Source organism: Microcoleus sp. B13-B6, assembly GCF_036705405.1.
In the GTDB taxonomy this organism is placed as follows: domain Bacteria; phylum Cyanobacteriota; class Cyanobacteriia; order Cyanobacteriales; family Microcoleaceae; genus Microcoleus.
Genome location: NZ_JAUBUJ010000067.1, coordinates 16,720 through 40,319 on the forward strand (window position 1 = coordinate 16,720; position 23,600 = coordinate 40,319).

General features: G+C 44.5%; 30 protein-coding genes and 1 pseudogene. 13 read left to right on the forward strand and 18 right to left on the reverse strand.

Going from position 1 to position 23,600, the window contains the following annotated elements:
- Nucleotides 1-166: 166 nt before the first annotated feature.
- A complete protein-coding gene (locus QUB35_RS25160; protein ID WP_333144400.1) occupies nucleotides 167-958 on the reverse strand; it encodes an HAD family hydrolase in 792 nt (263 codons plus the stop codon).
- 246 nt (nucleotides 959-1,204) lie between these two features.
- Between QUB35_RS25160 and argB the strand changes: the two genes are divergently transcribed.
- Complete coding sequence (gene argB / locus QUB35_RS25165) at nucleotides 1,205-2,116, forward strand: acetylglutamate kinase (protein ID WP_333144401.1); 912 nt, start codon at nucleotides 1,205-1,207, stop codon at nucleotides 2,114-2,116.
- A gap of 159 nt (nucleotides 2,117-2,275) precedes the next feature.
- Entirely contained in the window at nucleotides 2,276-2,539 is a 264-nt protein-coding gene (locus tag QUB35_RS25170; RefSeq protein ID WP_333144402.1) for a DUF4926 domain-containing protein, read from the forward strand.
- A 283-nt stretch (nucleotides 2,540-2,822) separates the two neighbouring features.
- On the opposite strand, the gene QUB35_RS25175 is transcribed toward QUB35_RS25170, so the two are convergent.
- Genes QUB35_RS25175 through QUB35_RS25185 form a run of 3 tightly spaced genes read right to left on the reverse strand, consistent with a single transcriptional unit; the run spans nucleotide 2,823 to nucleotide 3,654 of the window.
- Nucleotides 2,823-3,119: a hypothetical protein gene (locus tag QUB35_RS25175; protein WP_333144403.1), complete on the reverse strand. Its 297-nt coding sequence runs from the start codon at nucleotides 3,117-3,119 to the stop codon at nucleotides 2,823-2,825.
- The gene (locus QUB35_RS25180; protein WP_333144404.1) at nucleotides 3,106-3,390 is read right to left on the reverse strand and encodes a BrnT family toxin; all 285 of its coding nucleotides are present in this window, start codon (nucleotides 3,388-3,390) and stop codon (nucleotides 3,106-3,108) included. Before QUB35_RS25180 ends, QUB35_RS25175 begins: the two co-directional genes overlap by 14 nt.
- An 18-nt stretch (nucleotides 3,391-3,408) precedes the next feature.
- Nucleotides 3,409-3,654: a DUF433 domain-containing protein gene (locus QUB35_RS25185; RefSeq protein ID WP_333144405.1), complete on the reverse strand. Its 246-nt coding sequence runs from the start codon at nucleotides 3,652-3,654 to the stop codon at nucleotides 3,409-3,411.
- A 189-nt stretch (nucleotides 3,655-3,843) separates the two neighbouring features.
- Here QUB35_RS25185 and QUB35_RS25190 point away from each other — a divergent pair, with 189 nt between their 5' ends.
- The 4 genes from QUB35_RS25190 to vapC all read left to right on the forward strand — a co-directional run bounded on the left by QUB35_RS25190 (nucleotide 3,844) and on the right by vapC (nucleotide 5,469).
- On the forward strand, nucleotides 3,844-4,164 hold the full coding sequence (locus QUB35_RS25190) for a DUF433 domain-containing protein (protein ID WP_333106278.1): 321 nt from the start codon (nucleotides 3,844-3,846) through the stop codon (nucleotides 4,162-4,164).
- Entirely contained in the window at nucleotides 4,157-4,492 is a 336-nt protein-coding gene (locus QUB35_RS25195; protein ID WP_193971742.1) for a DUF5615 family PIN-like protein, read from the forward strand. Before QUB35_RS25190 ends, QUB35_RS25195 begins: the two co-directional genes overlap by 8 nt.
- A gap of 381 nt (nucleotides 4,493-4,873) precedes the next feature.
- A complete protein-coding gene (locus tag QUB35_RS25200; RefSeq protein WP_333144406.1) occupies nucleotides 4,874-5,074 on the forward strand; it encodes a type II toxin-antitoxin system VapB family antitoxin in 201 nt (66 codons plus the stop codon).
- Nucleotides 5,071-5,469: a type II toxin-antitoxin system VapC family toxin gene (gene vapC, locus QUB35_RS25205; protein WP_333144407.1), complete on the forward strand. Its 399-nt coding sequence runs from the start codon at nucleotides 5,071-5,073 to the stop codon at nucleotides 5,467-5,469. Before QUB35_RS25200 ends, vapC begins: the two co-directional genes overlap by 4 nt.
- Nucleotides 5,470-5,688: 219 nt before the next feature.
- On the opposite strand, the gene QUB35_RS25210 is transcribed toward vapC, so the two are convergent.
- The 3 genes from QUB35_RS25210 to QUB35_RS25220 form a co-directional block, all read right to left on the reverse strand.
- Nucleotides 5,689-5,964: a hypothetical protein gene (locus tag QUB35_RS25210; RefSeq protein WP_333144408.1), complete on the reverse strand. Its 276-nt coding sequence runs from the start codon at nucleotides 5,962-5,964 to the stop codon at nucleotides 5,689-5,691.
- Between the two features lie 285 nt (nucleotides 5,965-6,249).
- The gene (locus tag QUB35_RS25215; protein WP_333144409.1) at nucleotides 6,250-6,639 is read right to left on the reverse strand and encodes a type II toxin-antitoxin system VapC family toxin; all 390 of its coding nucleotides are present in this window, start codon (nucleotides 6,637-6,639) and stop codon (nucleotides 6,250-6,252) included.
- Entirely contained in the window at nucleotides 6,636-6,974 is a 339-nt protein-coding gene (locus QUB35_RS25220; protein ID WP_015174148.1) for a hypothetical protein, read from the reverse strand. The genes QUB35_RS25215 and QUB35_RS25220 overlap by 4 nt, the downstream gene beginning before the upstream one ends.
- A gap of 280 nt (nucleotides 6,975-7,254) precedes the next feature.
- Between QUB35_RS25220 and QUB35_RS25225 the strand changes: the two genes are divergently transcribed.
- From QUB35_RS25225 to QUB35_RS25235, 3 genes are read left to right on the forward strand one after another with little or no spacing between them, the layout of a single operon-like run.
- Entirely contained in the window at nucleotides 7,255-7,512 is a 258-nt protein-coding gene (locus QUB35_RS25225; RefSeq protein WP_333144410.1) for a hypothetical protein, read from the forward strand.
- Nucleotides 7,502-7,729, forward strand: a complete 228-nt coding sequence (locus tag QUB35_RS25230) for a hypothetical protein (RefSeq protein WP_333144411.1) — start codon at nucleotides 7,502-7,504, stop codon at nucleotides 7,727-7,729. The genes QUB35_RS25225 and QUB35_RS25230 overlap by 11 nt, the downstream gene beginning before the upstream one ends.
- A gap of 38 nt (nucleotides 7,730-7,767) precedes the next feature.
- A complete protein-coding gene (locus tag QUB35_RS25235) occupies nucleotides 7,768-7,953 on the forward strand; it encodes a hypothetical protein (protein ID WP_333144412.1) in 186 nt (61 codons plus the stop codon).
- Here QUB35_RS25235 and QUB35_RS25240 read toward each other — a convergent pair.
- Together QUB35_RS25240 and QUB35_RS25245 are read right to left on the reverse strand one after the other, a co-directional pair.
- Nucleotides 7,936-8,676, reverse strand: coding sequence for a hypothetical protein (locus QUB35_RS25240; protein ID WP_333144413.1), 741 nt, complete (start codon nucleotides 8,674-8,676; stop codon nucleotides 7,936-7,938). The genes QUB35_RS25235 and QUB35_RS25240 overlap by 18 nt on opposite strands.
- A gap of 108 nt (nucleotides 8,677-8,784) precedes the next feature.
- Nucleotides 8,785-11,289, reverse strand: coding sequence for a pre-peptidase C-terminal domain-containing protein (locus QUB35_RS25245; protein WP_333144414.1), 2,505 nt, complete (start codon nucleotides 11,287-11,289; stop codon nucleotides 8,785-8,787).
- Between the two features lie 414 nt (nucleotides 11,290-11,703).
- Here QUB35_RS25245 and QUB35_RS25250 point away from each other — a divergent pair, with 414 nt between their 5' ends.
- The gene (locus QUB35_RS25250) at nucleotides 11,704-12,207 is read left to right on the forward strand and encodes a DNA-binding response regulator (protein ID WP_333144415.1); all 504 of its coding nucleotides are present in this window, start codon (nucleotides 11,704-11,706) and stop codon (nucleotides 12,205-12,207) included.
- Between the two features lie 276 nt (nucleotides 12,208-12,483).
- Nucleotides 12,484-13,320 (forward strand): Rpn family recombination-promoting nuclease/putative transposase, encoded by an 837-nt coding sequence (locus QUB35_RS25255; RefSeq protein ID WP_333300870.1) that lies wholly within the window; start codon nucleotides 12,484-12,486, stop codon nucleotides 13,318-13,320.
- Nucleotides 13,321-13,334: 14 nt separating this feature from the next.
- On the opposite strand, the gene QUB35_RS25260 is transcribed toward QUB35_RS25255, so the two are convergent.
- From QUB35_RS25260 to msrA, 4 genes are all read right to left on the reverse strand, one after another.
- Nucleotides 13,335-13,907 (reverse strand): DUF948 domain-containing protein, encoded by a 573-nt coding sequence (locus QUB35_RS25260; protein ID WP_333144417.1) that lies wholly within the window; start codon nucleotides 13,905-13,907, stop codon nucleotides 13,335-13,337.
- Nucleotides 13,908-13,944: 37 nt separating this feature from the next.
- The gene (locus QUB35_RS25265; protein WP_333105898.1) at nucleotides 13,945-14,286 is read right to left on the reverse strand and encodes a YtxH domain-containing protein; all 342 of its coding nucleotides are present in this window, start codon (nucleotides 14,284-14,286) and stop codon (nucleotides 13,945-13,947) included.
- 121 nt (nucleotides 14,287-14,407) lie between these two features.
- Nucleotides 14,408-14,731 (reverse strand): hypothetical protein, encoded by a 324-nt coding sequence (locus QUB35_RS25270; RefSeq protein ID WP_333144418.1) that lies wholly within the window; start codon nucleotides 14,729-14,731, stop codon nucleotides 14,408-14,410.
- Nucleotides 14,732-14,863: 132 nt separating this feature from the next.
- Complete coding sequence (gene msrA, locus QUB35_RS25275) at nucleotides 14,864-15,517, reverse strand: peptide-methionine (S)-S-oxide reductase MsrA (protein ID WP_333144419.1); 654 nt, start codon at nucleotides 15,515-15,517, stop codon at nucleotides 14,864-14,866.
- Nucleotides 15,518-15,834: 317 nt separating this feature from the next.
- Between msrA and QUB35_RS25280 the strand changes: the two genes are divergently transcribed.
- Nucleotides 15,835-15,972 carry a hypothetical protein gene (locus QUB35_RS25280; RefSeq protein WP_333144420.1) on the forward strand — a complete coding sequence of 46 codons (138 nt, stop codon included), beginning with the start codon at nucleotides 15,835-15,837 and terminating at the stop codon, nucleotides 15,970-15,972.
- A gap of 259 nt (nucleotides 15,973-16,231) precedes the next feature.
- On the opposite strand, the gene QUB35_RS25285 is transcribed toward QUB35_RS25280, so the two are convergent.
- Both QUB35_RS25285 and QUB35_RS25290 read right to left on the reverse strand, forming a co-directional pair.
- Entirely contained in the window at nucleotides 16,232-17,161 is a 930-nt protein-coding gene (locus QUB35_RS25285) for a DUF6999 family protein (protein WP_333144421.1), read from the reverse strand.
- Nucleotides 17,161-19,029, reverse strand: coding sequence for a 3-oxoacyl-[acyl-carrier-protein] synthase III C-terminal domain-containing protein (locus QUB35_RS25290; RefSeq protein ID WP_333144422.1), 1,869 nt, complete (start codon nucleotides 19,027-19,029; stop codon nucleotides 17,161-17,163). The genes QUB35_RS25285 and QUB35_RS25290 overlap by 1 nt, the downstream gene beginning before the upstream one ends.
- A 246-nt stretch (nucleotides 19,030-19,275) precedes the next feature.
- Between QUB35_RS25290 and QUB35_RS25295 the strand changes: the two genes are divergently transcribed.
- The gene (locus QUB35_RS25295; RefSeq protein ID WP_333144423.1) at nucleotides 19,276-20,292 is read left to right on the forward strand and encodes a hypothetical protein; all 1,017 of its coding nucleotides are present in this window, start codon (nucleotides 19,276-19,278) and stop codon (nucleotides 20,290-20,292) included.
- 237 nt (nucleotides 20,293-20,529) lie between these two features.
- Here the strand turns inward: QUB35_RS25295 and serS are convergent, their stop codons facing one another.
- From serS to QUB35_RS25310, 3 genes and pseudogenes are all read right to left on the reverse strand, one after another.
- Nucleotides 20,530-21,810, reverse strand: coding sequence for a serine--tRNA ligase (gene serS / locus QUB35_RS25300; protein ID WP_333105906.1), 1,281 nt, complete (start codon nucleotides 21,808-21,810; stop codon nucleotides 20,530-20,532).
- Between the two features lie 505 nt (nucleotides 21,811-22,315).
- Nucleotides 22,316-23,044 (reverse strand): iron uptake porin, encoded by a 729-nt coding sequence (locus tag QUB35_RS25305; RefSeq protein ID WP_333144431.1) that lies wholly within the window; start codon nucleotides 23,042-23,044, stop codon nucleotides 22,316-22,318.
- Nucleotides 23,040-23,585, reverse strand: a pseudogene (locus QUB35_RS25310) (iron uptake porin); the annotation flags it as partial. The gene QUB35_RS25305 and the pseudogene QUB35_RS25310, both read right to left, overlap by 5 nt.
- Between the last annotated feature and the right edge of the window lie 15 nt (nucleotides 23,586-23,600).

Consider the following 23,600-nt stretch of genomic DNA (forward strand, 5'->3'; position numbering starts at 1 on the left):
GCTTACTACATATTGCATCTACACACCTCAACGGAATTATGGGGTTTTCAAGGTTTGGGCTAGGTGTGTAGATGAGCATCAACACATTTGAGAGAATCATATATTACTTTACCTGTAACTGTCAAGATTTTGTCAAAACCTTTAATTGTTGTGAGCGGGAATATTGTCATTCTACTATTACTTGTTGGCCAGAACCTAATAAGTGATGAACGGCAATAATCAAGTCGCTGAGAATGAAATTAGGCTGGTGCTTTTGCAGTTGATAGCGGCTGCGAATTCCGCAGGTAACGGCAATTGTAGGTATTCCTAATGCTTTTCCTGCGAGGATGTCTGCTTCTGTATCTCCGATCATCCAAGCCGAACCCAGCGATGACTCAAATTCTTCTGCAACTTCAGCCAACAATTCAGTTTTTAAGGCTGTATAGTTGTGATAGGCGGCATCCGCCATCTGACTGCCGCGAATGCTGGTAAACAGTCTGGCTAAACCGTAATTTTGTAACAGTTGAACGGCTTGATTTCTCGGCCGCAGGGTGACTAAAATCAGCCGCACGCCGCGGGAGTGCAGAAGTCCGATCGCCCATTGCACTCCCGGCTGGATGCGATCTAAGTGCAACAAGTCTGGCTGATTGACAATCCGACTCACGCATCCTAGAAAAGCGTTAATTTCTTCTCCCGACAAGCCGGAACTTTTGGCTATTTCAGCATCGGGCACTCGGTTTTGCTTCATCTGCCAAAACTGCTGTTTGCTGAGGATTTGAAGGTTGAGGTTGATTCCCCGATCGAGATAAGCTGCTTGAGTATCGGCCAATCCCTGTTGATATGTGGCATAGTAGCGATCGGACACATCGACTATGGGCCCGTCTAAATCGCAAAATACCGTCATCCGGGGGGAGGGATCAGCCTCTGATGATAGCTTGTACTGAAGGTTTTCGGAGTCTTGGGCGACTGCAGTTAACATAAAACGTTAAGTAAATCTAGGGAGTTATACATTTCTTGACTGTAGCAAAAAATCTATAAGTTATAATACATAAATTTTAATGTTTTTATAAAAAAAACCTATGATTTTTTTGAGCATGGGGTTCAATAAGGGCGATCGAGCCTGCCCGTGGATAAATTCAAGGGAAAAAGTGATTTTTGTGGCTGTTGATATGTGCTTTAGCCATTAAAGTTTAGAATTAAGTTTTTACTCTTCTGTAATTTACCCATGCTCAAACAAAGCGATTTTGTTAGGAATTCGGACACTAATCGAGTAGAGGTGCTGTCCGAAGCACTGCCTTACATTCAACACTTTGCCGGTCGCACCATTGTGGTCAAATATGGCGGTGCGGCGATGAAAGATAGCAATCTCAAAGACAAGGTGGTTCGGGATATTGTGCTGCTAGCTTGCGTGGGGATGCGTCCGGTTGTGGTTCACGGCGGCGGCCCGGAAATTAATATTTGGCTCGAAAAATTGGGAATTGAGCCGCAATTTAAGGATGGTTTGAGAGTGACTGATGCGGCGACGATGGAAGTTGTAGAAATGGTTTTGGTGGGTAAAGTAAATAAGGAAATTGTTTCGTTAATCAACCAAGCTGGCGGCAAAGCAGTGGGATTGTGCGGCAAGGATGCCAATCTGATTCAAGCTCGTCCAGATGGCCGGGAAGGAATTGGATTTGTTGGTGAAGTCAGCGGCGTGAAAATCCAGATTTTGGAGTCTTTGGTGAACAGCGGCTATATTCCGGTGGTGTCGAGCGTGGCAGCGGATGAAAAAGGTCAATCTTACAACATTAATGCTGACACAGTGGCTGGGGAAATTGCGGCTGGTTTGGGAGCAGAAAAGTTGATTTTGATGACTGATACGGCGGGAATTTTGGAGGATTATCACAAGCCGGATAGTCTGATTGCTAAGTTAGATATTCAAGAAGCGAGACAGTTGGTTGAGTCGGGAGTCGTGTCTGGGGGGATGATTCCGAAAGTTAATTGTTGTGTGCGGAGTTTGGCTCAGGGTGTGAAGGGTGCTCACATTATTGACGGTCGAATTCCTCACGCTTTGCTGCAAGAAATATTTACGGATGCGGGGATTGGGTCGATGATTGTGGCTTCTGAGTTTAGCAGCGCGAACTTAAGGCCTAAGTAAGGCCTATATCCTAGCGTGGGGCGGGTGCGTGAAATGGGTAAACTCGCTGCGATTGCGTATATCCTAACTAAACCTGCCCCTAAAAACCTTGAGAAGGTACTTCTGGGGAATTACTTCAACTAATTCTAACCGTTGTTGGATTTCAGCTTTTGTTAAACTATGATCAAACACTTTAGAGTTTTGGATTCTATTGCGATTCTCAAGCCGATTTCAAATACGCGATTAGCGCTAGTGGAACCAGAATACGCATCTATTTCTAGTTTGCCAGTTGGACTTGTGGGAACTATTATTGAAGTGTATGATACGGAAAAGGAATGTCAGTATTTAGTGGAGTTTGCTGATAGTCAAGGAAGTGAATATGCTATGGCTATGTTGAAAGCTGATGAAATTTTAGTTCTGCAATATGAACTTGCAGTTGCTTAGTAATGTGAGGAGAAGAGAAGTTAGATAAGGGCGATCGCACTTTTGGAAGGAAAGGGCGATCGCCTTTTAGTTTGGTACTTAAATCGCGCCATCATTTAACGCAATACGGTTCAGTTAAGCTCGATCCCTCCTAGCCTAGGGCGGGCACGGGGAGTAGGGGTAGCACCGCCCCTACGAAGGGGAGTAGGGGGTGGGACAAGAACTTATTCAAAGTCCCCCTTCTTAAGGGGGATTTAGGGGGATCTCCGAGGAATAAATAGTTTTAACTGAACCTTATTGTCATTTAACGTGCAGTTTCAGCTTGAATTTCTCGAATAATAGTTGATATTTCTTCGGCTGACTCCAGGTGTCTAGCCAAAACTTGAGCAGTTTTGTCCAGCAAGCGTTCTGAAAAGACTTTAGCTAAGTCTTCCCGTAAGCCTTGCCCTATATAAAACTTAAGCAATGCTTCTACAGACATATCTCGATTAGCCGCTATTTTCTGAAGTGATGCTAAAGTATCTATTGGAATGTTTAGCGAGACTCTTTCCGCTGTACGAGGTCGCAATTGCAATTTTATTTCTTCTTCAGAATTGTTCATATAATTTCCTTTCAGTGCGGGTAGCAGGACGGGAAGAAATGATGCGTATTCGCAAGCTGCGTTCTACATAAACAACCAGTAATAGGCGTTGAGTGCGGGAGTAACCCAGGATAAAGTTACGCTGTTCGTCATTAGCCGTTGCATCTCCCTCCTGATAGAATGGATCGAAGAAAACTTCTGCGGCTTCTTCAAAGCTAACGCCATGCTTTTCTAGGTTAATCTGGAATTTGTGTGTGTCCCATTCAAACTCAACGCCTTGCAGTCTGTACACACTATCCAGGCTTCGATATTAACATTCTTTAAATAAGAGCGATCGCACTTTTTCAAAATCTGACAAATCGCGAGCATAATCAAGACAAGCATCTATCTGTTCTTTGAGTAGATCGGGAAACTCGTCGATAATTTGTTCGACAGTATTATTTGATGCTAAATAACCTAAAATCAGACTAACGGGAATTCTAGTGGCTTTGATTCTTGGTTTACCTCGCAGTACGTCGGGGGTACTAACGATATGTTCTCTCCAGTTTACGGGCATAACTTGTCCTTTCTGAATCTGATAAGTTATATTTTAACTTAGGGATGGCGATCGCCCTTGGAGATTGGGGATAAGAGAGGGGCGAGCGCAGAACCGATTGATGAGAAAGAGGAAAAGGCGAGCGCGCTGAATTTGTTGGTGTTAATATGAAAGAGGTTAAACATTACTGATTAAGAGCCTTTAACTAAGATGTCTAAGGAATCAGTCATCACAGAACATATCGAAATTACACCTGGCGTACTTGGTGGTAAGCCACGCATTGCGGGCCATCGAATTGCTGTAGCACACATCGCCGAAATGTATCTGAAAATGGGAATTTCTGTAGAAGAAATCGCCGGCAAGTATGACTTACCACTTGCCTCAGTTCATGCTGCAATGACCTACTATTACGATCATCGAGAAGAAATTGATCGTCGCACGGCTGAAAGTCGAGCTATTGTGGAAGAATTAAAGCGCAATAGTCCACCATCTCCGTTACAAGAAAAATTGAGGGCAATTAGAGGTGAGTGAGCAAATTCGTTTTCATTTAGACGAACATATTGACTCTAACATTGCGCGCGGTTTGCGTCGTTACGGGATAGATGTTACAACAACAGTTGATGCAGGATTGCGTACTAAAAGCGATGAGTCACACCTGGCATTTATTCGGGAACAGCAGCGCGTGATAGTAACTCACGATGACGATTTTTTAATTATGGCAAGCGATACCACAGATTATCCGGGGATTGTCTATTGTCCTCCTAATTCTCGTTCTGTGGGCGAGATTATCCGTAGTTTGATTTTAATTTATGAAGTGTATGCGCCTGAAGAAATGATCGGGAGGATTGAATATATTTGACATCATTGTAAGGCGATCGCACTTTCGGACAATAAGGGCGATCGCACTTTAAAAAAGCAACAATTGCGCTACGCCCAAGACATTATTAGACTGCTTTGAGGTATTGCGTTACAGGCTTCAAATCGATGTCATCGTTGTCAGTCAGTATTTTAAATAAATGACGTAGGATGCCGGCTGCAATCAAAACTTCCAAATCGCGATCGAGCTTTGACGAGTCCTCATAAAGACTTGCCTGACTTACGCAAGCTAAACAGGCTTTTCATTCTCCCGCGAACTCAATGCAGAAAGCGATCGCTCATTGATAGAGTTTCAGTGCTACACTAAAATTACAGCATTGTTCGGTGGCAATTACGTGATACCCTACTTGCACGAGGAAAATACATGGTAACTACGCTCGAAATTGACAAAACTCTTCTTCAAGAAGCCCTTGATTTGAGTAACCATCAAACACCTACTACATTAATCGAAGCAGCTTTACGCGAGTACATCCAACGTCGCAAACAATTAAAAATATTAGAATTGTTTGGTACTATTGAATACGAGGAAGATTATAACTACAAGCAACAGCGACAAACAACATGAATGTTCTTGTTGATAGTTCGGTTTGGTCGCTGGCTTTGCGGCGTAACACAACAAATGATGCGATCGCGATCGTTAAAGTCCTACGCGATTTGATTGCAGATGGACGAGTTGTTTTACTGGGGGCTATTCGTCAGGAGGTGCTTTCTGGGGTGCGCTACAAGGAACAATTTATTCGATTACAAGAGTATCTTCGTGCTTTTCCTGATTTAGAGCTAACAACTGAAGATTATGAGTTAGCCGCAGAGTTTTTCAATACCTGTCGCAGTAATGGCATTCAGGGTTCAAATACTGATTTTCTGTTATGTGCCGTTGCTCATCGTCGTGGTTACAGCATTTTCACTACTGATAAAGATTTTGAGAATTTCCGATCGCACATTCCTGTTGTATTGCTATGAGGGTAATTTCTCAGTTTATATCTTAACTTAGAGATGCCGATCGCACTTTGGGATTTGAGATGTCCGAGGGGCGATCGCACTTTCGGAAAAAGAAACAATTGCGCTACGCCCAAAACATTATCAGACAGGACTGATGCACTCCGACTAAAGAAACCGGGTTTTTTACCGAATCTGCAGCCTACAACGAAGTATTTTGATAAAAAACCCGGTTTCTGGGCCTCATGGGTAAGTCCTATTAAATAGATGACAAGGGATGCCGGCCACAATCAAAGCTTCGAGAGGCCGATCGAGCTTTGAGAAGTCTTCATAGATACCCACAAACTGACTTACGCAAGCTAAAGATGAATCTTTCGGGTCATTCACTCCCGTGTATTTGTACTGAATATCAAAACCTGCTTTTTCGCCAATTTCTTCGATATCCCAGTCTACAAGATTAATATCTATCGCTTCAACGGCTAGGGCAATATGACCAGGCGGTATGGGGGGCTGTTTCATTCTCACCAAAAACGAGGTTTTTGTAGGGGTAGTGCCCCCGTGCCTACCCCCGCCACCAATCATCGAATGGGGGTTTCAGGCCAAAAGGGCCGGCACGGGGGCACGGCCCCTACCAAGAATGAAACAGCCCTGGGGCGGTATGGGGTCAAGAGGCTCGCAGCACCAACCCTCAGAATGGTTCCAGACACTCTTACCTTGAGATTCTCGAATTTTCATGTATTTTCCCTCACTGAAAGTAGCAGCGAAACCAGGGTTTGCGGCCGGGGCGAAGGCATTTTTTACAGGTCACTGAAGAGTCTGTACATCAGGATATGCCAGAATTTTTGCATCAGCAGTTAGTAAGGGACACCCGCAAATCCTCGCAGTTGCCACAATGATTTGATCTGCTGGATCGCGGTGAAAACCTGTGAGTTTAGTTGACTCGACAATGATGGGAATGGTGAGTTCGAGTAGCTGCACTCCGGGATAAGCCAAAGCTTGTTTTAACCACTCATCAACTGTAACGGACAAAGTAAGTCTTCCCATTTCTACTAATTTAGCAACCTCCCAACAAGAAATGATGCTGATTCCTAAACCTTGAGATTGATATTGTTGTATCCAGTCCCGATGTTTCTGAGTCAGTCGTGTGTTATCGTCAACCCACCAAACCCATATATGAGTATCTAGTACAATCATTGTAACACTTCCCAATCTTCCAAGGAAACCGCAGGTTCAAACGGCTCATCATAGCCAATGACAGTGCCTCGCAAAGGATATAGAAAAGTATTTTTCATGGTTTCATTTACCAAATTTAGATAGCTAATGAATTCTCGATATCCATCCAATTCTGTTTGTTCTTCGGGAGTGAGATTTGATGCTTGTTGTTGAGCTGTTAAAGTTTGAATTCGTTCCTGGGTTTGAATAGAAGCGCTAAATATTAAGAGTCCGTTGACCAACTCAATGCGGACAGAACCTTCGCTGGGCAAGCTGTTGGGTAAGTGAGGCAGCTTGATGGGCAAATTAGCAATCATGGCATTAATTGACTGTATTTGATGTTGATTTTTTAATTATACCGCTCGCTCTGTTGAATTTGACAGTTGTTGCCATGCTGAAATTATAGGGCGATCACACTTTCGGACAAAAAGGGCGATCGAGCTTTGAGTAGTCTTCATAAATGCCGACAAACTGACTTACGCAAGTTAAAGTAAAATAAGATTAATTAAGCTTGACAATTTGCAAGTGAAACTTAGGTTATGTTAAAATGTTCTCAACAAGACCGCTTCTCCACCATACCGCACAGGAATCAGTGCCATGTCCATTTCTCAACCTGAAAAGCCACAGTATTTAAAACCGATTAATCCCCCGGATCTTCAAATGCGGGCGATCGCCTACAGTTTAGATACTTTAATTCCAGGGCTTTACATTTGGCTGGGTGCGCTCAAAATTCGGATTGGGGGTAGCGAGCCCGAAGAAAGCTATCCGGGGACTATTCACAGTCCCATTGGCATTGCTTTAGTATTCCCTGGCTACCGTATCTATAGCACTTACCAAGGTAGCTATGACCCTTGATAAGCATAAGCTTGACGGCATCATTCAAATTACTGCCAAAACTTTGCCTTCTACAGAATTTGAGTTACTTCTCTTGACAGCAGGCTACGGTAAAATTGGTACAGCTCCGGCTCAAGGAAATCGCCTGAAAGTATGGTGGACTCATTCTACTTTTAGACGCATCGAAGCTATTTACAGTGCTGATGGAATAGTGGCTATTACTGCTTATCACGTTTAGATTTGTAGTTAACAACAACCAGAAGTTTTTATTGATTGATGAAAGAGCGATCGCACTTTGGGAAGGAAAGGGCGATCGTTTTTGGGATAGCTGGATGGAAAGGAGCCATCGCAATGCAGGGATTCGACATGGGAAAGGCGATCGCCCTTTTGGTTATTTCGGGAAAAAAGGGCGATCGCTTAGCATTATTCCTCTTACAGTCGCGATTAAAAGCTGATATCTGACGGGACAGGAATTCCAGGTATGGATGGGACTGGAGGCATAGTAGGCTCTAAGGATGAGAGTACAGGCTGCACCCCACTACTCGCAAAGTTAGCTCTTGTGATGCTGGAACCTTCAATATTATTCAATTGAGCGAATGATTCACCTGTACTTTTCACAGTAATCACTGCATTACCACCTGTACTTTCAATTGAGATAGCATCAAAATTCAGACCTGCTGGTAGCTGGATTAAATCAATGCCATTCTCAAAGTCGGTGATGATATCTAAACCCTCGCCTGTTGATAGGGCAAATGTATCTCTTCCCAGTCCGCCAGTGAGTGTATCGTTGTCCCTATCACCTGACAGGAAATCATCTCCAGCATCGCCAAAAAGTTGATCTTTGCCTCTACCACCAAATAAACTATCGTTTCCGTCTCCGCCTCTGATGGTATCGGAATCTTGATCGCCTTTGACTAAATCGTTGCCAATGCCTCCATCTACAAAATCGCTATCTTTGCCACCGCTGAGAGTGTCGTTACCAGCACCGCCTGAAATGCTATCTAGACCCTCGTTTCCTAGAATGAGTTCACTATCAGCAGAACCTATGACTGTATCGTTACCACCGCGAACCCAAACACCGCCAGGAATATTTGTTAGTTCTCCAGGCGATAGGGTAATAGATTCTGAGGTATTATCGCCAAGCAAGCGAATAAGACCATTATCATTGGTAAATCTTAATGCCATTGTTACTTGTTTTTAACTGTGAATTGGACTGAGTTTTAGTGAGGAAATATTGAAGACAATCGCACATGACAAGGGAGAGAAATTGCACTTGTACAAAAACGGATAGTATCAGCTTGTCCATGCTCGTCCATCACCTTTGAGTTCGCCGAAGAAACCAGTCCTATTGACATATTCCAGTGTCTCTATGGTTCCATCTGACTTAGCTACTATTTTCCCTTCATGTCTCCCATTCCGAAAGTGAGCGACAGAAGCATTGTCATCATAGGAGTTCCGTATGAGACCATTAGGTAAAGCTAAGTTTTCTTCCAACTTTAAATAGTTTTTTTCCAAAGCTTTTTGGAAGATTTTGACTGGAGCGATGTGATATGTTCCCGGATTGATACGCTCATCAGTAAGGTCAACAACAAGAGAATCCTGAGCTCTTGCAGCTCCCTCACTAGAACCTGCGATGCCTTCTACACCTACCCCCCCCTCTTTGCCAACAAGTGCTAGACTTCTTTGAGCAAAATCCCACTTTTCCTTAACCTTTTGATCGCCTGGTATGTTTCCGTCAAGGTCATAGTCATTTATGTCATGAGCCGGATCTAGTGCAACAAAGTTCTTAAGCTGCCCTAATTTTTTATCTTCATTGAATATGCGTCCTATTTCAGTGCCGAGATGAGAACCTAAACTATGACCAAAAATACTGAGCTTATTTGGATTAATTCCCAAATTTATGAGTGTGTTAACAGCCCATGTAGCTACGGGTGTAATTGAGCGGGCACCATGATATGGAAACACACTATCTCGACCTTTATCTTTGCGATCAGAACTTGTGGAGTTTCTTGCAGGATCGCGCCAATCTAAAGCAAGCACTTGATAATTAGTATATTTCTCAGCAGCAGCTTTCCCTAACGATTTGATTGGGCTTTCTTTTCCGTCACTATCTGTTTCAGTGCTATCCGTCCAGCCATGAATGACTACAATTGTATCTTTATCAGACTCAATACCTAGATTGTCTTGGCGTCCATTTTTGTCAAAGCGATATAAATTTACTCCATTGTTATAGAACTTATTTTCTTCATCATAACCTCTCCACAATCCCTTTTCCTCAATATTTCCAGTGAGTTCAGTAATCCGCAGTTTGTAATCAGTTTGTGCTGTTTCGTAGGGAATAACTTTGACAAAATAAGTGCCAGGCTGCAACTCACGGCTGATAGCTTCAGGATTTGTAAATGACCTTCCAGATTCCTCTCTGAAAGTGTTATCACCTTCTCTAAATAGCACTAGATCTGCGTCCGCTGTTAAGTTGTCCAACGCAATGTTAATTCGTCTAGCTTCATTCAGTGAGAACTTGTAGTAGTCAGCAGAATCTTTGCCATAGTTGTAGTTACGACCGATATTTTCACTCTCAATGATGCCACCATTTTGACCATTACTTAGGCTTTTTCCCTGAAGAACTAAAGGTTTGGCTTTGTCTGGCGCTCCATCCGGGTCTGGAGAAATATTCGATAAGTTTATAGAACTGATTGTGTAATTGCCGGTCTCACCTGGATCGTAGCTGGTAGCCCGTACTATATAATTGATATTTGGTTGTACAGTAAAGCTCAAGCGAGAGTTTCTGTTGCCACCAGCATCATCATCCTGAGTAATAACTCGACCAGTTCTTTCATCTACCAGTTGCAGAAAACTATCAAAGTCATCTGAGTTCAAATCGAGTTGCAATTGTTGACCTGGACTGAGATTATCGAAACGGTAATCATCAGCGAACTTGCCGTCCCTGGTGGGATTGTTGCTATCGTTTCTAGTCAGTGCTCCACCTAGAAGAATGCTTGATCCATCTACTCCCAGTATTGTTCCCTGCGATCCACCTAAAAGCCGCTGCTCTTCTATCTCAATAACCTTTCCATCTATAGTGGCAGTCGCCCGATCGTCCTTACTCTTCAACCCCTGAAGCTCACCGTGACTCAACTCCTTACCCTGAACGATCGCCCCAAAAATCGCCCCCTCATCTCCCGGTGAATCCGTAACATTCAACCGCGCATCAACAGAGTGCCCGATTTCTTCCAGCAACACATCCGCCACCGCCGCCGGATTCGCCACATTCTGAGTCAAAAATTCCTTCGATAAATAAATCGTATCCGTCGCTGCTGCAAAAGCCCCATTCGCCCCGCCAATCTCAGCAGACGAGACAACCTTCACCGACGGGATATCGCTAAAATCTCCCTGAAACCATCCTTCAGCTAAGGCTTTCGCAGCCGCAGCATCCCAGTTTTCCCCAAAAGCCACATTCAGCTTAGCTGCGAAATCTGGATCGGCTGCAAACTTACTCAAATCCCCATAGACTTCTGACATCGCCTGACCTGTTAGCAAATCGACAGAGCTATCCGGTAAACTGCTGTTGGAGTCCGTGCTCACTGCACTAGCCATCCGGGTTAGCAAATCCTCAGGCAAGATGATATTTTCATAGGCTTCTGGCGTTAAAGTCGGGAGATTAACTTCCTCACCAACACCCCCGGTTAGGACGCGGTTAGCATCTAGCTGCGGGATAATTGCCTTAGTCGGTTCTAGGCTGGCATTCCAAGGTGCGATCGCACTTTCGTTATTAAATTCAGGCGTGAAAAAATTAGACACGTTATTCCCTCGTGTTGATTAGAGACAAGTACATAGACTTGCCCTGTGTTTGCTTGGATTAAATAAACTGTTTGTTGTAAAAGCCGATCGGCCGATCGCCCTCATGAACCCTTAGCCCCGATGAACCGCAACAGTAGCGGTACTTCTAAAGCTCTATTTATCTATCAGGCTGAGTCCGCAAGTTTTATGCAAAATACTGCTTTTTTGTTACAAAACTTTACTTAGCGCCCTCTGACTTTTGCAAATACTAGCTTTGACGTTAGTTGAAGCGATCGCGCCTCCCGTTGATCTAAGTATTTACACTTATATCTTTAGTCTTAGTATAATACTACACTAGCTACCGATACCAAGCAACTAACAAACGCTAGCAATTTCCGTTATGCTATCGTTAGCCACATCTCAACACACCCGACAATGGTACCAAAGGAAGACTTATTTGCCGAAGCCGCCAAACACTGGGATTTAGAAAGGCTGTACCAAGCTTTTGCAGAAGCTAAACGGCAAATCTCACCCCGATCGCGCAGGGGACTAACAGAAACAGAAAAACTTTACCTCCGAGGATTGCTTTCCGGTTGCAGTCCCGCCGAAATCGCCCGCCAACTGTTTCAGAGTTCCAAAAGTGCAGAGGTTTATTTATGTAAAACTTTATACCAATATGTTAAAAAACTCGCAGATGTACCTAACGAACCTGTAGGAAATTGGCGCAATATTTGCGATCGGCTACAGGAAGCCGGATATAAAACTCTGTCTTCTCCTGAATTTAAAATAAATAATTCTGTACCTACAGAAGCATTAGTAAAAATAGTTGGTATAGGTGTGATTGAGAAAAATACAATATCAATTGATATTAACATTCGACTAGAATTCCCCTCAACTTCAGAAACTGCAAAAACAGAAGACTTGGATAAAAAAGATTAGATGTGCGATCGCCCCTATAGTAACTAATCTAACTGAAGGGATCTCGCCCCTCAACCACCAATCTTACTGAAAAGCTTTGCGATCTAATCATACCCTCAACCAAAGAGCATAAATGCTATAATCCAATACGCTTGGGCCCGTGGAAAATTGTAGGGAAAATGTTGGGTTTCGTTCCTCAACCCAACCTACCCACGATCGGTTTTTTTAGCACTAACTGAACCGTATTGTGCTATAATGTTAATCGAGAACGATTCCTTCACAGGCGACGTTTCACAAATGAGATTTATCAATCCCAAAACAGATTTTGCCTTTAAAAAAATCTTCGGCGACGAACAAAACAAAGAAATCCTCATCAGTTTTCTCAACGCCATCCTCTACCAAGGTAATTCTGCGATCGAATCTTTAGAAATCCTCAATCCCTATCAACCCCCCAAAATTAGAGGAGTTAAAGATACTTACTTAGATATCCGAGCCAAGCTGAATAACGAGCAAACAGTCATTATCGAAATGCAGGTATTGAATGTAGAAGGCTTTGAAAAGCGGATATTGTACAATGCTGCTAAAGCTTATTCGATTCAACTAGACACAGGAGTAGATTACACGCTACTAAATCCGGTAATTGCCTTAACTATTACTGACTTTGAAATGTTTCCCAATCTCGACAAAGTAATTTCCCGCTTTGTCCTCAAAGAAAGAGATTATCTGGTTGACTATCTAATTTACGATATCGAGTTAGTGTTTGTTGAATTACCCAAATTCGGCAAAAAATTAGAAGAATTAGAAACTCTAACCGATAAGTGGATATATTTTCTGAAAAATGCCAAAAGTTTAGAAGTTGTACCGGAACAAATGGGAGAAGTCCAGGCAATTCAGAAAGCTTTTGAAGTTGCGAATCGCGCCGATTTAACGCGCGAAGAGTTGGAAGATTTAGAACATCAGGAAATTTACATACAAGACCAGCGGAATGCTACTATTAAAGCTGTGAAGCAGGCTGTGAAAGCAAAAGCGATCGAAATTGCCAAAGGACTTCTGGATGTATTAGATGAAGCAACGATCGCTCAAACAACAGGATTGAGTATGGAGGAAATTCAAAAGTTGAAACAAGCAAGGTAAAAAGCGATCGACTATCAAGAATCCTTCGACACTTCCTCAAACTCTTCAGCATCCCCCGGCAAACCAGAACCCTCGCTACTCCTCAACCTGGGCGATTCCCCATTACTCGCACCGTAAACCCCAGAATACCTGTCCTCCAAACCCGAATCCCTCACCGAAAGCGCACTTCTTTGACTCGGCGACAATCTATCTGTCGATCGGCGATTTGTCCCAGAAATCGGTGGCTTGCGAGTTAAAGTTTTCCAAGCAGCCTTAACCCCAGTCACCAGGCTGCGAGTAGTTACCTGCACATTTTGCGCCTGCTTTTTGGCGCTACCAATACTTCGATCGACCTGTTTGACAACCTCGCCCGCACTTTGTACTCCCTCGCTGACATCATCCGTCAACTCACTAATTTCCAGCCCCGTCAAGCGAATCGCCTCCAAAGTGGGCGGAAATTCGCGAGAAAGCGTATCAGCGAGCTTTTCCACGCTGCGGGCCGCCCGGGCCAGCGCTTGCACTGCAGGTATTAAAGTCACTAAAACAGCAGTCAGGCTAACTGCCACTAGCAAAATCGAAAGTCCTAGCCAAAATATGGGATCACTCACTTGAATCTGGGATTGAGGGTGGAGAATTTCATGCCATTTAGCGGATGGGAGGGCGCGACGGGGGACTCACTTCAGCTTCAGTTTCCGACAGGGTTTGGCGTTCCCGCTGAGTCGCTTCCAAACCTGCCGCGATCGCCTCTTTGAGTCTAATCAAAGTTTCGTCCCAATTTCGGATTGCAGTTTCAGAAAGTCGATCGGCCTGCAACTGCACGCTAGTCGATAAATCCTCCGCCAACTCCGGCAAAGCATCGGCCGATTTTTTCAATATCTGCCGCGTCTCCTTGCCCGGTCGCGGTGCCATCAGCAAGCCAGTCACGGCCCCGATCGCAGAACCCACAAGCAAACCGCCAATAAATAATCCTGAACGTTTAGTTGACATTTTTATAACTTCTCTCCATACACCAATTTTAGGGGCGTTTGCCCGATCGCAGCCCTTTACAAAGGTAGAAATATTGTTGAAAACCCTAGGGAGTCAGCACGGGCGGCAGTTTTAGGATAGCTTACCTCAAACGTCGATCGCGCCTGGACCAAAGCATCCGTCCCAAACCCAGCAATCCCAAAAGTTGCTGAACCTGTTGCAGTTGCAATTCCAGTTGTTGATAACGCCGTCGTAGTTGGCGGGTACCTTGCTGCCTTTTACCAAGGAAATCCGGCGACATACTGAGGACATTGCTGCTACAGCGTTCGATTGCTGCGATCCGAAGTTCCAAACGTGCGATCGTCCGCCTGATTTTCCACACTTTCGCAGCTATATAAAAACAGACCAGAGATATCATTAAATTGATAATTACCACACCAGCCAGCATTATTTTACCTGCTTTCAACTAATCCCTTTTACCATCTCAATAACCTTTCAGTCGTCTTCAGACGACTTAAGCTTTGAGGCAGGGGTTTAAACCCCTGCCGGACTGCCGGACTATTGCAACAGCCCCAAAAAACTACCCCTTGTAAAAGTTTTAAGCCTGAGACATAGCAGGCAAACAAACCTTAGTACCGCCCAAACCGCAATAACCGTTCGGGTTTTTAGCAAGATACTGCTGGTGATAGCTTTCTGCGTAATAAAACTCAGGAGCCTCAATAATTTCAGTAGTAATCTTGCCGTAACCGGCCGGAGTCAAAGCCTGCTGGTAGGCATCGCGCGAAGCTTCAGCTAGCTGCTTTTGGCTGGCTGAATATGTGTAAATGCCCGATCGATACTGAGTACCAGAATCATTGCCCTGACGCATTCCTTGAGTAGGATTGTGACTTTCCCAAAAAACTTTGAGCAGCGTTTCGTAACTAATTACTTTCGGATCGAACACAACCAGAACTACTTCATTATGTCCCGTCATCCCGCTGCAAACTTCGTTGTAAGTAGGATTCGGAGTAATCCCCGCCGCGTAGCCAACAGCCGTCGAAAAAACTCCATTTTGCTGCCAAAATTTGCGTTCCGCTCCCCAAAAACAGCCCAGGCCAAACAACGCAGTCTCCATGCCGTTTGGAAAGGGAGGTTTGAGCGGATTGCCGTTAACAAAGTGAGTTGTCGGTACCGACATCGACTCTGCCCGCCCCGGCAAGGCTTCTTGGGGAGAGGGCAGGCTCGACTTTTTGCCAAATCCAAATAGCACCATAAGTTTGTGAGGGGATCTCTGATAAACGTCTTTACCTTACTTAATAATATCAGATGTATACTGAAAATAGTGGTCTTCTTAAAGGTAGAAGGTAAAAACCAGAAGGCAGATTTTTTTTACAGAAGGTTTTTGGTGATACAGCTCACTGCCAACGCAGTTTTAAATCACATTAGGCAGTGTTCTAGGTCACCAAAACATACCTAAAATATCACCTATTGTTCAGGTATAAATCACGCGGATTTTAGGCAAAATATCCGATTATTAAAGGTATGGTGTTGTAGTAGTTATTCAATACCATTTATTGGGAGTGTGTAGAAATGGGCGCTAAACCTTGCAGTCAACCTTTAAAATCTAATCCGTTTATTACTTACCGCGACCCACTTACAGGCAAGTGGATTGTCGTAAGTCAAAATTTGCCCCAAGCCGCAGAACAAGCACAGCTAGCAGCAGCTTGACTTTTCCTATTAATTTTATACCTGAAAAATCAACTATAATTTCAGATTGCGTAGGGGCGGGTTTTACCAACCATCTATGTCGGAAACGAATAATCTGACAAACCCGCCCTCCCAAGACGAACAATCCAAATGTACATTTTTTCGATGCGAACACAGACAGGGTTGATGTAGATTATTCGTTGTGTGGGGGCGGGTTTATCTAGATTGTTTGCGCTTCTTAAATATTATTTGTAAAACCCGCCCCTACGGGTATTTAGGGTTATTTAATCGGAGTTGAGTTCATCTCTTTTTGGAGTTCCAAATACCGATAGAGATATTCCGAAACTATCCCGTGCAAAAACAAGTCGCGTGCCGCATTAAACGGACTGTTTGGTGCTAGCGGATGGCGATTGACAATTACATGATTCCAGTCGCAATTTCCGGTAATCTCGCTGACGTACAGTCCGAAGTTTTCATCTAACTGAAGCGACATCACTGCTCGCGCAAATTCGTCGCTAGTCAAACACAGAGAATAAAAGACTTTAAACAATTCGATCGCCGATTCTAAATCCAGAATATTTAGCCATCTGCGTTTTTCAAAATCTATGACCACTTCTACTGGTTGAATACTATCATAATTTATTCCCCGTTTTTTGACGACTTGCAACCAGTTAGGATTTGTCAGCATTGCTTGGTTGTAATCCCAGACAAAGTTATAGAGAATTAAGTCGTGTTCGAGAAACGCATTCTCAGCTAAATCGCTAACAGTACGCGGATAAAGCTTTGACTTTTCTATCTGGGTGTCGGGGCCGTTGTCAATCAAGAAGTTGATAATGTTGGAGCCGATGCAGATGTGTCGGACAATTAAATAACAAGCTTCGGGCGAGACAAAGTTATTTAGGAAAAATGCAGCCGATTTGTGCATTAAAGTGTAAGCGCGGAATTGAAATGGCAACAGGCGCTTTGTTGTCATAATTACCGCCAGCAACAAGTTAGCAATTACTTTGATCGGAATCAGCAAATAACTGCGAGTCCAGTTTTGCAAATCCCGGATCATGTAGGCTTTTGCCACTAAATCGACGGGAATAGATCGATCGCAAAATAGCACATCCCAAACATTCGGATCTCGGCGGTTGTAGGGTTTGGTAGCGTAAGGGATTTTTCGCTCATCTGGGAGATTTTCAGTATCTTGTTTTTGCAGCTTTTGCATTAGCGAATTTCCTCCAATTGCAGCAAATATAAACGAGCAGTTACGCGAGCGGTTTTGACAATGCGGCGGGCAATATCATCTGTCATCCATTCGGCATTAATCAAATTTTCCAGTTTGGCTAAATGCGACTCGTCATTCGATCCGTGATAAGCTAAAAACGATACTTGTTCTGATTGCAAACCGAGAGTTTCTTGAATTTGTCTTGCCCACTTTCCCGCCAACTGATTGCCCAAACCTTCGATAATAAACATACTGCCAATTAAATCAACCGGATTGTCCCGCGATGCTTGGTGAAAGATAAAAGCTGATAGTGCTTCGCTGCCAATATTCTTATCATATTCCACAATTTTTGCCAATTCACCGCCCACAGAAACATAATTTTGTTCTAGCATTTGATAGTCGCGGTGTTCGTCTTGAGCATGGCCGATAAAAGTCGATCGCAGGCGAAAGTCACTCATGTTAGAAGCAGCGCGAGCAATCCAGCGAGCTCCCTCTACAACTTGCGGCCGGAGATTGCACAGCAAAGCTTGATAATCTTCTATTGTAAACTCTCCTCGGTACAATTTGCGGACAATGGGAACAGAACGAATTTCGCGATCGAACTTCAGCCAAATCCATGCTAACTCCCGCAACAAATAAGCTTGCGGAGAGTTGGGGTGTGCAGGTTTAACGCTTTCGAGAGGCGAAGTTTCCGGAACCTCGTGAAAGTTAGAAAATTGAGAACTCATAGGCTTATGGGTATTTTCCACAGCAGTTAACATCATATATGCCGTGGTAAAGCGCCCGCTTTCCGGGACAAAACAAAAGATTTTCTGTCCAGGCTGCAACTTGCCAGAATTGAACAATTCCTCTAACATTAAATAAATCGAGGCGCAGCCTGTATTTCCCCTTGTGTATAAGTTGGTAAACCATTTTTCTTCAGGAATCATGCAGCCTGCTTGTTCCAGAAGTTCCACAATTTGCCCCCGGAAAAAGTGAGACGAATAGTGGCACAGCAGCCAGTCGATTTCCTGCGGACAAACTCTCCCGGCTTTAATCAACCGCAGCCAACCTTCAACGCCTAATTTCATTACATTTTCCAGCAAGCGAATATTCTGCCGCAAGTCAAAAGCTCCTGCTGTGGCTGCATCGAGGTAGGAAGAATAATCCAGCCAGCTTTTAGTGGATGTTTCGTTGGCTAATCCTGAATACATACAAACAGGATAAGCATTGGCGTGAGAAACGAGTTCAATCCATTCTATTTTTAAACTAATTCCTGTTGCGCTGGGATGGTTTTGGAGCAACAATGCTCCGGCACCGTCGGAGAGCATCCAGCGGAGAAATTCTGTATCGAAAGGCAGGGTTTTTCCCGCTTGCAGAGAAGTCTCTGTTTCAAATTTGGTGTTTTTGAAGAGGCGCGAGGGAAATTCGGAAGCGACGGCTATGGCGGTTTGTTTTTTGCCGAGTTCGATTTGAGAGGCGGCGTAATTTAAAGCACTAACTCCGGCACAGCAAACTCCTTGAGTTGACACTATTTCTAGGGGAGATAATTCGGAAAGTTCCCCATGTACTGTGCTGGCAAATCCCGGTACTAATAAATCTGGTAAAGTAGTAGCGCAGGCCAATAAGTCGATCGCCCCTGGTTCCAAATTTGCCTGGGCGATCGCGTCACGGACGGCAAACGCGGCCATTTGGCTGTTAGAATATAGTGTTTGCTGCTGTTTGTCGATCGCGTAGTAGCGCTGTTGAATCCCGTTGCTGTTGAGAATTCGCTGCCTGACTCTCGAAGGGCGCGAGGCAATTTTGCCAAGATATTCTTCCATCTCATCATTATTAATCGGTTCTCCCGGCAAAAATTTTCCAATCCGATTGATATAAGCACTGTACATGGCGTAAACCTCCAAAGTTGCTAATTTAGTCGGGTGCGTTGGTTTCTTAAATCAAGCCAGAAAACATCTAAAATTGATTGTGCTGTGTGAAGCAGTGAACTTGCAAGGAGCAAGCAGCTATCTTGTAGAGTCGCCGGAAATCAGGCAAGTTGAGCAACAGAGGCAACAAGTAACCTGAAGCGGGGTGAAGTTTATGGTAATTGAGCCAATATGTAACTAGAGTTCCTTCGCAGCTTCCCGACTGAAATGGATATTGCAAAACTAGATACTTGGTATTCTCCTTCTCAACGCCGCACGGCTGTTTCGCTGTTGATGAAACGACTAGGCGTAACTCGCACTAGGGCTGAATGCTTTATCAGGCTTTGGGTTTACTTATCGGTGAAACAGCTTCAGGAAAGCCAGCCCCGTATCAAACCACCGCTGGCGAAACTGGAAGTGCCAGCAACAGAAGTGCAGTGCACTCACCGGGAAGCCGCCGAACTATTTTACTCCGATTCCGATCGCGGGAGCGATCGCGCCGCCGGAATGATGTTAGATAAATTAGCAGCACTCGGATTAATCGCAAAACACTTTGACGGTAACACTACGGCAATTCAAATTCAACCAGTTTCAGAAATTTTCGAGGGCGCAGAACCTCAAAATCCTGTACAACTCCAATTAGATGATTTCAACCCTCGGTGCGACGCAATTATCGTTGCCAATTTATTAGCTACCAATTACAACTGGATGAACCGCAACACTAACGCCGTTCCCCACAAAATTGCTAAAATACTCCGGCTTTTTGCCAGTCAATACTCAAAGGGAATGCGAGTTTTGCGGCGCTCAGATAACCTCAATCCAGTCGGGTTTTACTTACTTTATCCCACAGTTAGCGAATCTGAAGTCAATTTTTTTAACGCTCCTAGCAAAAGCCTTCATTTAAGTTCTATTTCCGATATCGATCCTTTCAATATGGCGCTACCAGGAGATATAAATTGCCAGTCAGTATTTATCCGCAGTTGGATGATCGATCCGCAGTATTTGTCAGAATACCGCATTGCTTTTCTCGAAGACGCCCAAAAAGTTTTAGGCGAAATGCAAACAGATTTTCCAAATCTTTGCGACTTGTACACCCTGATGATTCACCCCATGTACGAAAAACAGTCCCGGGCTTTGGGATTTCAGAAGACTAGCAGCGATAGTCAGTTATCTGTTTACTGGATGTATCTAGCATTGGATAGATTTTTAGCGTTGGATATCAAGGAAGCATTAGTTAAACTATAAATTACCACGTCGATGATTCAGCGGTTGAAACCGCTACTACACAAACAAAGATGATTCGGCGGACTAAGAAATAAGGAGGATATTTATGCCTGATTTGGTATAATTAGAGCCACTTCAAAAAACAGAAGATCCAGAACCCCGACTTCTTGAAGAAGTCGGGGTTCTAACAGTGTTACTTCTTAGTCTCGCGTTGCGCGGACTTCGTTTGTATAGTCGCGATTTCAATCGCCGAGTGACTTATAAAACTTCCCGTCCCAAATAGGGTTGTAAGGCTTCCGGCACTTTTATAGTTCCGTCGGGCTGCTGGTAATTCTCCAAAATTGCCGCCATTGTCCGGCCCACAGCTAAACCGGAACCGTTAAGGGCGTGAACGAATTGAGTGCCTTTTTTACCCGCTTCTTTAAAGCGAATATTTGCCCGCCGCGCCTGAAAATCTGCGACGTTGGAACAACTGGAAATCTCGCGGTATTTGCCAGCAGATGGCAGCCACACCTCTAAATCGTAGGTTTTGGCAGCAGCGAAACCCAAGTCGCCGGTACACAGTACGATCGCCCGATAAGGCAATTTCAGCGCCTGCAAAACTCCCTCAGCATCCTGCACTAACTTTTCGTGTTCTGCCTCGGAGGTACTCGGATGCACGAGTTTCACCAATTCAACTTTATTAAATTGATGCAACCGAATTAATCCCCGCGTATCTTTGCCGTAACTGCCAGCTTCGCGGCGAAAACAAGGAGTATAAGAACAGTGATAAATTGGCAACTGTTCTGCTGTCAAAATTTCACCTCTGTACAAATTGACAACCGGAACTTCGGAAGTAGGAATTAGCCACAAATCATCTTGGTCGCACTTGAAACTTTCTTCAGCAAATTTGGGTAATTGACCCGTAGCGGTGAGGGATTCAGTGTTAACTAAAAATGGGGGAATGACTTCTACATAACCTGCTTTTGTGTGGCGATCCAGCATGAATTGAATAATCGCTCTTTCCAGGGCTGCACCAGCCCCCATTAAGCTTACAAAGCGGGGCTGAGCGATTTTAACTGCCCGTTCAAAGTTGATAATTCCTAATTTTTCGCCGATTTCCCAGTGCGGTAAAATACCGGAATTTTGGGGAATGTATTCGTCTCCCCAGCGCCGGATTTCGACGTTTTCCTCTTCATTTTTGCCGATCGGCGTTGACGAACCCGGCAAGTTTGGCAGCGGTAGCAATAAAGCTTCTATTTGAGCTTTTAGCTCTTTTTCCTGTGCTTGCAATTCGTTCGACTCGGTGCCGACTGCGTTGCCTTCTGCCTGCAGTTCCTGAATTTCGGGAGATTCGAGGGGTAAACCCGATTTTCTTTTTTGACCGATGAGTTTGGCAATTTCGTTGCTGCGGGCTTGTAGTTGCGATCGCTTGCCTTCCAACTCCCGCTGCTGTTTGTCTAATTGCAAAATCGGCTCGATTTCATAGTTACCTCCCCGCAGGTTGAGGCTTTCTTGCACGGCTTGCGGGTTTTCTCGGATTAATTTGAGGTCTAGCACAGATTTATTCTAAATCTTAAATTTTAGATCGGCTGGGACAGAACGAGATGATATAGAAGCTTTGTTAATCATTGGCATATTAAATCATAATTTATTCTGACCTAAATTCCTCGTTGGGTGTCACCCCTGAAGGGTGACACCCCACAAATGTATGTTATAGTTGCAAATATTAGTAGATGCACCCTGATAATTTTCTACCCCAGCCAGCGATGGTAGGGGTTTTTTGTTGTGTGGCATCGAATTGAGATCAATTCCGGTTGCACCGTCAGGTGATTGTTGACTGTTGACTGTTGACTGTTGACGGGCGGGTCGAAAAACTGAATGGTTGAGTGTTAACTGTTGACTCGATTTTATTATTCCGATGCCACCGCAAACGATATGAAGCCCTGGATGCACTATCAGTCTAAAAAACCCGGTTTCTCGCGATTATCGTCTCAAATGAGGCAATTACGTTAAGAAACTGGGTTTTTGCGTCCTGGACTAGGTTAGTAAAATATCTTTCCGGTTAAAAGTTAAAGCCAGTGCGAAGCAACCAAACCCATTGAGTTTCGTTGCGGCTGTCATTCTCAGGATTAACAACGACCCAAGCAGCAGGGGTGATGGAAATGTTGTCGTTGACCTGAAAGCGATAGAAGGCTTCAATGTGATAGGAAGTATCTCGCTCGCGGCGGACATTACTGCTCGTCACGCGACCTGGTAAACCGACCAAAATACCGGGTAGGTTGCCTTCACCTCCCACATCTGGGAAACTTATCCCGATCGCTGCATACACAATATCGGCGCGATCGTCACCGTCAACATTTAGCAAAACCACGCCACCTCTACCATCAGAAACGCTGCTAACACCAGAATTTTCTGCATTGGCGCGAGTATAAACGCCCCAACCGTGAACTTGCAACCGGGGAGCAAGGCGGTAGAATCCTTGTACGCCTACAGAATCGCTGGATGTAGCAATATTGTCCCCAAACGGTCGCGCAGCCAGAAAACTGCCCGTACCGCCTGTGAGATCGGCTTTACCGCTTGGTGCAAAGGTACGAGAATAGGCTACGCCAATTGCTCCGCGATCGCTCCGGTAGGCAAGCTGAACCAGAGCATTGTATGAACCGTTGAATAAACCGTTACTTTGCTGCGAGAGATTGGGATTTCCGCCTACATAGCCCACAGTCAGGGTGAGGTTTTTGACGATCGTCCAGTTGGCAGCAGCACCGCCACCTCCCCGGCGGTAGAGGGGTATCTGTTACCACCACGATAATTTCCGCATTCAGCTTCGTCGTAGTCGAGAACTGATTCGCTTCTAGTTCGGCTGTGCGTGCATCGAGAGCATCGACTCGACCCCGCAACACCGATAATTCTGTTGCAAATTCTTCTTGCAGTTTTTGGACGATCGCTAAATCTTCCCCAGTAATCTGGTTGGTTGTTCCTGCGGCAATTAGTTCGCTGACTCGATCGAGACAGCTATTCAATCCTGCGGCAAATTCGTACCGCGTCAGCGCCCGGTTTCCTCTGTAAGTTCCATCGGGATAACCGACAATGCAGCCGTAGCGTTCTACTAAAGATTGCAGCGCCTGAAACGCCCAGTCAGTAGGTTTTACATCCGAGAGTTGAGACACAGAATTCACCTGCGCGAAGGGTTTTTCTGTCAAGGTATTTAACGGTTCATGAGCAACTAATCTATCAATTGGAACCGCAAAAGTTGGGGATGATGTTAGTAGAAATACAGCAGGTGTTCCCAGTATAAAAGCAATAATCAGGGGAGGAAAATGGTGGATGTGCATAGGACAAAGCTCCAC